Origin of the sequence: Sulfuricurvum sp., from assembly GCF_022759005.1 — a bacterium.
Lineage (GTDB): Bacteria > Campylobacterota > Campylobacteria > Campylobacterales > Sulfurimonadaceae > Sulfuricurvum.
Map to the genome: position 1 here is coordinate 1 of NZ_JAEMQA010000099.1, position 8,992 is coordinate 8,992.

The 8,992-nt window shown below is 44.9% G+C and carries 9 protein-coding genes; 7 read left to right on the forward strand and 2 right to left on the reverse strand.

Annotation, left to right across the window (positions count from 1 at the left end; genetic code table 11):
• Positions 1-156: 156 nt before the first annotated feature.
• A complete protein-coding gene (gene nadA / locus JHC35_RS06535) occupies positions 157-1,155 on the reverse strand; it encodes a quinolinate synthase NadA (RefSeq protein ID WP_295043182.1) in 999 nt (332 codons plus the stop codon).
• 146 nt (positions 1,156-1,301) lie between these two features.
• Here nadA and plsY point away from each other — a divergent pair, with 146 nt between their 5' ends.
• The 6 genes from plsY (at position 1,302) to JHC35_RS06565 (ending at position 6,071) form a co-directional block, all read left to right on the forward strand.
• Positions 1,302-1,916: a glycerol-3-phosphate 1-O-acyltransferase PlsY gene (plsY, locus tag JHC35_RS06540; protein WP_295043186.1), complete on the forward strand. Its 615-nt coding sequence runs from the start codon at positions 1,302-1,304 to the stop codon at positions 1,914-1,916.
• Complete coding sequence (locus JHC35_RS06545; RefSeq protein ID WP_295043188.1) at positions 1,913-2,239, forward strand: dihydroneopterin aldolase; 327 nt, start codon at positions 1,913-1,915, stop codon at positions 2,237-2,239. The genes plsY and JHC35_RS06545 overlap by 4 nt, the downstream gene beginning before the upstream one ends.
• A gap of 79 nt (positions 2,240-2,318) precedes the next feature.
• On the forward strand, positions 2,319-2,990 hold the full coding sequence (gene hsrA, locus JHC35_RS06550) for a homeostatic response regulator transcription factor HsrA (protein WP_294895609.1): 672 nt from the start codon (positions 2,319-2,321) through the stop codon (positions 2,988-2,990).
• Entirely contained in the window at positions 2,969-4,273 is a 1,305-nt protein-coding gene (locus tag JHC35_RS06555; RefSeq protein ID WP_295043191.1) for a HAMP domain-containing sensor histidine kinase, read from the forward strand. Before hsrA ends, JHC35_RS06555 begins: the two co-directional genes overlap by 22 nt.
• Before the next feature lie 77 nt (positions 4,274-4,350).
• Positions 4,351-4,605, forward strand: a complete 255-nt coding sequence (locus JHC35_RS06560) for a YfhL family 4Fe-4S dicluster ferredoxin (RefSeq protein ID WP_294915440.1) — start codon at positions 4,351-4,353, stop codon at positions 4,603-4,605.
• A gap of 2 nt (positions 4,606-4,607) precedes the next feature.
• Positions 4,608-6,071 carry a Ppx/GppA phosphatase family protein gene (locus JHC35_RS06565; RefSeq protein ID WP_295043194.1) on the forward strand — a complete coding sequence of 488 codons (1,464 nt, stop codon included), beginning with the start codon at positions 4,608-4,610 and terminating at the stop codon, positions 6,069-6,071.
• Positions 6,072-6,122: 51 nt separating this feature from the next.
• Here the strand turns inward: JHC35_RS06565 and bamA are convergent, their stop codons facing one another.
• Positions 6,123-8,363 carry an outer membrane protein assembly factor BamA gene (gene bamA, locus JHC35_RS06570; protein ID WP_295043197.1) on the reverse strand — a complete coding sequence of 747 codons (2,241 nt, stop codon included), beginning with the start codon at positions 8,361-8,363 and terminating at the stop codon, positions 6,123-6,125.
• A 115-nt stretch (positions 8,364-8,478) separates the two neighbouring features.
• Here bamA and JHC35_RS06575 point away from each other — a divergent pair.
• On the forward strand, positions 8,479-8,992 hold a 514-nt coding region (locus JHC35_RS06575; protein ID WP_295043201.1), incomplete at its 3' end, for a prephenate dehydrogenase/arogenate dehydrogenase family protein.

The window sequence follows — 8,992 nt, forward strand, 5'->3', positions numbered from 1 at the left end:
TGGATGATTGAAACCGCAAATAATCTTGAGCAATAACGTCTTTTAGAGCGAACAAGAATTCATATATTCATCTTCATTTTCTAGGTTCCCGTTTTCACGGTAACGACTGGAGATATTCCATTACCCTTCGACTAGCTCAGTGAGAACGGAAACTTACTACAACGCCATCATCCTCTCGAGTGCGATTTTTGCCCAATACGCCGTATCTTCGTCCACTTCGATCTCGTTGATCGGCGCACCATCCTCAATCGCTTTGAGAGTAAGGTATAAATCTTCCAATGTCGTCTCATTCATCGTTGGACATTCGGGTTTGGTGGAGGAGAGGACGTAGGTGTTGGACGGACGAAGACGGTTGACCATATTAAACTCCGTCCCCACTGCCACTTTTTGCTCAGTTGGAAGTTCCGTGATGTACTTGATGAGCTGCGACGTCGATCCGACAAAATCGGCGCGATCACAGATAGCGGGATCACATTCAGGGTGGACGGCGATCAAAATCCCCGGATATTTATTGCGGTAAAACTCGATGTCATCGACACTGAAAAGCTGATGCACCGAACAAAAGCCGTCATAACAAATGATATCCGCCTCTTTGGGATCGGTTCCATCTCCTAATACACATGATTTTAGCCCCATCATATTAGCGATATTTTGCCCCAGACAACGATCAGGGACGAAAAGGATCTTTTTCCCCTCGGCGAGCGCATTGGTAATAATCGTTTTGGCGTTGGAGCTGGTACACACCATCCCCCCCATTTTCCCAACACGCGCTTTGACGTCGGCATTGGAGTTGATATAGGTAATCGGGAGGATATTTTCTTGAGAAATCCCGGCCGCTTCGAGCTTGGCAATCGATTCGTCATAATAGAGCCCGTCAATCATTTTTGCCATTGCGCAGCACGCGAGTTTCGGCATCACAACCCGCTTATGCGGACTGAGAATTTTTACGCTTTGCCCCATAAATCCGACACCGCAAAATACCACAAACTCTTTGTCATCTGCCATGGTTCGTTTGGCAAGTTCGAGTGAATCGCCCGTGATATCCCCCATCTCGAATACTTCGTCACGCTGATAAAAATGGGCGACGACAGTGACACTGAGGCGGCTTTTGAGATCAATAATTTTTTGTTTTAATTCTTCGGTATTCAAATCCATAATCCTTATTACGTACGGTAAAGCTGTTATTATAACCTACTCACTCCCTTGCATCGTTGAAGAGTCACAGTTCTTAAGAACTTTTTTAGGCAGTTGTAACCATCGGTGATTTATAATACGCCACTGTTTATCCCAAAAGGAATCTAATGGATTTTTTATTTAATCAAAATGTACAGTTTTATTTGGCCGCTTATTTGTTAGGCGGTATCCCCTTTGGTTTGATCCTCGCCAAATGGTTTGCCGGTGTCAACATTACCGATGCTGGGTCCGGAAGTATCGGTGCGACCAATGTGTTGCGCGTTGTCAAAGAGACCAACCCCGCTTTAGCTAAAAAGCTCGGAGCCGCTACTCTCGCACTCGATGCTCTCAAAGGGATTGCCGTCGTCCTCGCCGCGAAATATTTCGGACTCTCCGAGAGCGTTCAATGGCTTGTCGCCGTTTTGGCGGTAGTGGGGCATTGTTTCAGCCCGTATATGTGGTTTGAGGGAGGCAAAGGGGTTGCTACCGGAATGGGGGTCATGGCCGTTATGCTTCCGATCCCTACCGCTATTGCTTTGATTGTATGGGGAATCGCCGCTAAAACGATCCGTATTTCATCGCTCTCATCCATGCTCGGCCTCATCGGATTGATCGTCGCTTCATTCGTCCTTTATCCGAGTATGTTTCATGCTCCGGTTCTCTTTATCGCGTTTATCCTCTTTTACAAACATATTCCAAACTTCGTCCGTCTTTTCAAAGGGGAAGAGAAGCGCGTCGTATGAGAATCCTCATCGAGAATCTCACGTTTGAAACCATCATCGGAATTCTCGATTTTGAACGCATAACCCCTCAGCAGGTTGTGATTGACGCAGTTATCGACTATACCTATCATCAAGAAAACTTTATCAACTACGCCGAAGTGGTTGAACAATTAAAGACAACGATGCAAAAAGAGTGCTTTGAATTGGTTGAAACCGCTTTAGAACATCTCGCTCAAATGCTCAAACAAAATTTTCCTCTTATCCAATCACTGACTCTCACCATCAGAAAGCCTCATATTCTCCCAAATTGCACCGTAGGCGTTCAAAAAAATTTCATTTTTTAAAAAAAATTGAAAAAAAGTTTAAAATTTTCTAAAACTATGGTATCATTTCGGCAAAATTTCCGTACCATGAGGAATCTGAATGCGTATTCTGATCATTGAAGATGAAGTAACCCTCAATAAAACCCTTGCTGAAGGGCTCAAAGAGTTTGGTTACCAAAGCGATGTCGTTGAAACCCTAAAAGACGGCGAGTACTATCTCGATATTCGTAACTATGACCTAATTTTGATGGACTGGATGCTTCCGGACGGTAACAGCGTCGACATCATCCCAGATATTAAAAGCAATACCCCTAAAACCGTCGTTGTCGTCCTCTCAGCACGTGATGACAATGAGAGCGAAATTGAAGCCCTTAAAGCGGGTGCGGACGATTATATCCGCAAACCGTTTGATTTCGATGTTCTTGTCGCACGTATTGAAGCGCGTTTACGTTTCGGCGGAAGCAACATTATCGAAATCGATGATTTGACCATCAACCCTGAAGAAGAAAAAATCATCTACAAAGAAAAAGAGATCGAACTCAAAGGGAAACCATTTGAAGTATTGACTCACCTTGCACGTCATCGTGACCAAATCGTCTCTAAAGAGCAGCTTCTCGACGCGATTTGGGAAGAGCCTGAATTGGTTACCCCGAACGTTATCGAAGTTGCGATCAACCAAATCCGCCAAAAAATGGATAAACCGCTCGGTATCACTACCATCGAAACCGTGCGCCGCCGAGGATACCGTTTTTGTTTTCCAAAAGAAGCATAAGACGTCGCTTTCTCTTTCAGCTCATTGTCGCTTCGGCGGCATTGGTCATCCTTTTCTCCTCCTTTTTATACCTTTTTATCAAGCAATCCATTTACGATGAAAAACAGGCCGAATTGATTGACTATGCCGAGAATATTTCCTCCTACAAATCATTACTTTCCGCAACACAGCAAAACAATGCCGATGCACTAATGGGACTAAACGTCGAGCTCATTACCCTGAACAAAAACGATGAACGAATCGATTTTTACGAGACGCAACACAAAGATAAAACAACCACCCTCACTCTCATCTATCCATTCGATTTTGAACACTCATCGTATCTGAAAATCAGCCGTGATATTACCCCGACCAAACGACTGCTGCGTAAAATCATGAATTCGATCTATTTGATCAATGCCGTCGGCTTCGTCGTCATCATCCTCTATGCGATTGCATTTTCAAAAATGTTGATTGCTCCGATCAGCGCACTCACCCGTCGATTGGCCAACATGAATGAGCACTTGATACGCCCCATCAAAGTCGAACAACTCCCCGATGAATTCGAACCTTTGGGAGAGACCTTGAACCGGCTAATGGGACGAATCCAAAATTTTGTCAAATACCAAAAAGAGCTCTTCATCGGTGCGGCACATGAACTCAAAACCCCATTGGCCGTCATCAAACTCAAAAATCAGGTTACCCTGATCAAAAAACGGACTCCAGAAGAGTATATCGAAGCGATAAAAATCACCAATCAAAGCGTCGATGAGATGAATAAAATCGTCGCCGATATTCTCAATATCGGGCGACAAGAGGGGGCACAGCTTGAAGTTCCCGTTCAGGTTGATATCATCCAAATTCTCCGAAAATGGGAAGGGGATTTCAAACTTCTGGCGAACAGTGAAAACAAAAAACTCAATGCTAATTTTGAACCCGATGCCTTCAGTGCAATCTTGCAGGTGACCCTGTTAAATCAAATTTTGCAAAACTTTTTGCAAAATGCCCTCAAATTTACCCCTGAAGATAAAACGATCATTTTTCAAAGCTATCTGAATGAAACCGGTATCGTTATCGAGGTGATCGATGAGGGATGCGGTATTGATGAGAGTGTCGATCTCTTTGCACCCTTTAAACGCCAAGGAAACAAGTCTGGGGTAGGGCTGGGGCTCTTTTTAGCCAAAAGTGCCGCAGAAGCGATCGGAGCGACGATCACACTCACAAATCGTCATGACGGAGTTGACGGTACCGTTGCACGTCTTGTCCTCCCCTCTAAACTTTGCTGTCTCCTTCCGCAGCGATAAGATGGAGCCGTTTAAAACTCCTCAAAGGTTCCTTTCGCTATAAATCGCGCACTAACGAAACAATTAGAGGTTAAACCATGCCATTACTTATAGTCGATGAATGTATAGCGTGTGACGCATGCCGTGAAGAGTGCCCGATGGATGCGATTGAAGAGGGTGATCCGATTTATATCATCGACCCAGATCGCTGTACCGAATGCGTAGGAACGTATGACGAGCCTGCATGTATCGCTGTGTGCCCAGTTGATTGTATTGAACCGGACAAAGATAATGTCGAAACGATGCAAGAGCTTCTCTATAAACACAAACAATTAATGGAGGAAGAGGAGTAAAAATGGCTTCATGTACCGCTGTTATCGACATCGGAAGCAATTCCATGCGAATGGCGGTCTTTCAAAAAACCAGCCGTTTTGCTTTTCATATCCTTCACGAGGCCAAAAGTTCCGTCCGTCTAAGTGAACATGCCTATAAAAACAATGGTCATCTTCAGCATGAACCGATGGAACGTACCGCACGTGCTATCGGAGAATTTCTCTCAATAGCCCGCTCTTTCGGTGCCCGTAAAATCCTTTGTGTCGCTACCTCAGCACTGCGTGATGCTCCTAACGCTTCCACCTTTATCTCCCGTATTCGACGTGAGCATAATCTCTCGATAAAAATCATTAGCGGTGAAAAAGAGGCCTACTACGGCGGTATAGCGTGTGCAAATCTCCTCCCCCCCTTTAGTGACGCCCTTAGTGTTGATGTCGGAGGCGGTTCGAGCGAATTTACCCTCATACGCAACGGTAAAGTAGAACAGCTTTTCTCCCTCAATATCGGAACCGTTCGAATCAAAGAGCTCTTTTTCGATACCGCGAACATAGAGGGGGCAATCGCCTATATCGACGATGCTCTTAACTCTCTTCCTCCTTTAGAAACAACAACCCTCATCGGAATCGGCGGAACGTTTCGAGCCCTCACGCGTGCATTGATGAAAAAAGAGGAATATCCTCTCAAAAAATTGCATGCCTATTCCACTAAACACGATTCGTTTTTGAGTTTCACCGATCAAATTCAAGAAGCGACACCAAAAAAACTCCGTGCCCTCTTTATCAAACCCGATCGTTTCGATACGATTAAACCCGGTGCGCTAATTTTAGAACGTATAGTTCGCTTTACTCACGCTAAAACACTAATATGTAGTGGCGTTGGGGTACGCGAAGGGGTATTTTTAAGTGATCTTCTCCGCAATGCCGGTGATCGCTTCCCTGCCAATTACAATCCAAGCGTCCGCTATCTCTTGGATACCTACGTACAATACAGCGATCACGCCTTGCAGTGTGCCCATCTCTCAAAACGGCTTTTTGATCTGCTGCACCAGAAATTCAAACTTGACACGATCTTCAAAAGCGAACTCGTTATGGCGGCAAAACTCCTCTCAATCGGGATCGGCATTCGCTATTACGCCTATCAGCGACACAGCCATTATTTGGCAATGAACGCCTTGGACTACGGTTTGAGTCATCGTCAAATCGCTCTGATCTCTCATCTTCTACTGTTTAAAAAGGGGACGTTATCTTCTGATTTGATTCCAAAAAACAGTTACGGAGCACTTCTTCCTGATTCAACTACACTCAATAACCTAAGCTTTTTGCTATGGTTCTCCCATATCCTTTTGGCATCACGTATCAACGCGTCCGATATTGAGATCAAGCTGGAGGGTGATAATCTAACGGTTTCAGGAAAAGCTCTTTATCTCACACAAGAACAAATGAAGAATCTGGTGGTGCCAAAATCGCTGAATGTGATTTTTGCTTAGAAAGAGAGAAGGGTTACCCCCTAGGCGAACTCCCTCCCAAGGGGAAAGAGCTTAGAAACGCTGCCCGATCGTGAATTCGAAGTGGGCGATATCGTCTCCCGATTTATTACTGATAGGGTTTGCAAATACCAGCTGCAACGGTCCCACAGGGCTGAACCATTCCAATGCAACACCATAACCACCCCGTTTGATTTCACTTAGGCTGCTCTCACCGATCATACCGTAGTCGACAAATGCAGTAGCACGCATTTTTGCTTCCGGAACAAGCGGTACACTGAACTCAAGAGTGTTTGAGAAAGTTTCCGTCCCACCTGTTTTAAATGGTTTGCCGGAAGTATTAAATGTTCCATCGGTCGGAGAAAGGGAATACGATTGATACCCGCGAACCGAACCGATCCCCCCCATATAGAATTTTTCACCCAATGGAAGCAATCCGGTCTCTTTAGCGTAATTAAATCGTGCTTTATAGCGGAGAATCAAATCGAAATCGGTCCATTTTTGAAGACCTTGGTAGGCACCGAATGTCGTACGGCTTTTCCAAAAATCGGCATCTCCGCCGACTCCTGCCATTTCAATGCTTTGAGAAGCGGTGATCCCTTCACGCGGAACGTAGTAATCGTCCGTATTATCATACGTTGCAGAAGCGACCACCGAACTTTTTGCATAACTTTCGAAATAGCGCGGGTTCAGAATCGTCGTATTGAAATCAATATCTGTATAGGTGTTTTGGGAGTAGTTATACCCAACATATCCACTGACGTATCGGTTGAAACGATGACCCGTCCCGACACTTAATCCTTTGGAAGATGTGGTATAACTCGTATATTTTGTCGAGCTGTTAAATGCCGAAAAGTTCCCGCTGAAATCGCTGTCATTGAGGCGCGGATTGGAAATATTAAAAGAATAGTTTCGGGTACGTTGAGATTTTTCAAGCTGCAACCCGACATTGATTCCCGAACCGAAAATATTGCGATCATTTACCGCAACGTTCAGCAAAATTCCTCCGAAGCTTCCGTATCCTCCACCGAGTTGGATGTTCCCCGTCGGTGCCTCTTTGGCTTGCACGATGAGATCCATTGTCTCATCGTCAATCCGCTTCTCTTCGATCGTATTGCTCTCAAAATAACCGGTACGTCCCAAAGCGTTACGTGAATCTTTGAGATTGCTCAAACTGTACAAATCGCCCGGAGCCAAGAACAATTCACGGCGAACGACACGATCGAGCGTTCGGTTGTTTCCCGATACGATGACATTTCGGATGTGAACTTTTTTCCCAGGATTGATGCGATAGATGACATCAACGGTTTTCCCATCTTTGTCTTTTTTGAGATCCGGTTGTACCTGCACGTACGCATATCCCAAATTGGCAATTTTCGTTTTAATGCGATCGGCATCTTCACGGAATGTTTTGATATTGAACGGTTTGTTTTTTTTAAGCTCGATAACATCCAAAAGCGCTTGATCATCAATAACTTTCGTGTCTTGGAATACCAAGATATCGCTAACCCGATAAATGTCCCCTTCAAAAACGTTATAGCTCATTTGGGCTTCGTAATGATCAAAATCGACCGCGACAAACGGCTCATCGATTTTTGCATCGAGGTAACCGCGCTGCATATAAAAATCGCGGATACGGAGTGGATCGTATTGCAGCTCCGCTACTTTCATCTTCCCGTCATTTCGACCCCACATCCATCCCATAAACTGATGCTCTTTGTTGGCAATCATGCTGTCAAAATCGTCTGGATCTTGAGTCAGAACACCCGCATAGGTCAGTTTTTTAATGATGATTTCTTGACCTTCATTCACCACAAAAGTGACTTGCATACTGCCGTTATCGAGTTTTACGCTCTCAATCTCGACAACAGAGTCGATTTTTCCATCCTGACTCAATGCATCAACAATACGCTTTTTGGCACCTTCAAGTCTTTTTTCATCAAAGAGAGATCCTTTGTCGATTTGCAAAAGATTTTTCTTCGCCTCTTCATCGTTCTCTTTGTACCCTTTGAGCTCGATTTTAGAGATAACCGGTTTCTCTTTAAAATGGAAGGTTACTTTTCCCTCATTTTCATCTGCCCAAACATCTTCAAAATAACCTTGATCAAAAAAGTTTTTGACGGTTTTATCGACCGCTGCCGGATCTAAAGGCTCGCCGACTTTGACTTCATTGAGCCGTTTGGCAACCGCTTCTGAAATATGGATCATGCCTTCGTATTGAATCGATTGTACGTTTTGTGTCGATGCGTGTACCAAAACACCGGCAACGATCAAAGAGAGGGGTATTGTTTTCAAGCCAAAACTTCCATTGCGTTAAAATAGTCTCTTATTCTATCACTCTCTCGATTAATAGGAGCGTAAATTAAACTTAAAAGGGCTAAAATAGCACCATTATACACAAAGGGCAGCTATGAAAATCGGTATTGTGGGGTTAGGGTTAATGGGAGGATCGATGGCGTTAGCGCTAAAACACCTCTCGTTCGTCTCCTCTATTACCGGATGCGACCATAATCCCTCTCACCAAGAGGTGGCTTTGGCGCGCGGGTTGGTCGAATCGTTTGTGAGCTTTGAAGAGCTAAAGGCCCAATGCGACGTTATCTTTTTGGCGGTCCCCGTTGATGGGGTTATCGAATTTTTGCAACGGTCCACCGATTTGGCAGGGAGTGATAAAACCCTCATCGATTTGGGAAGCACCAAAGCTCTTATCGTCAATGCGATACCGGATGTCATCCGGTCCAACGTCGTTGCCGCCCATCCGATGACCGGAACAGAGCAGTTCGGACCAAGCGCCGCGTTAGAGGGACTCTATGCCGAAAAAGTCGTCGTATTGTGCGATTTGGAACACAGCGGGGATCCCCAGCGTGATATTGCCCTGCGTATTTTCCAAGCACTCGCACTGCAAATCCGACGAATGGGGGCAGAAC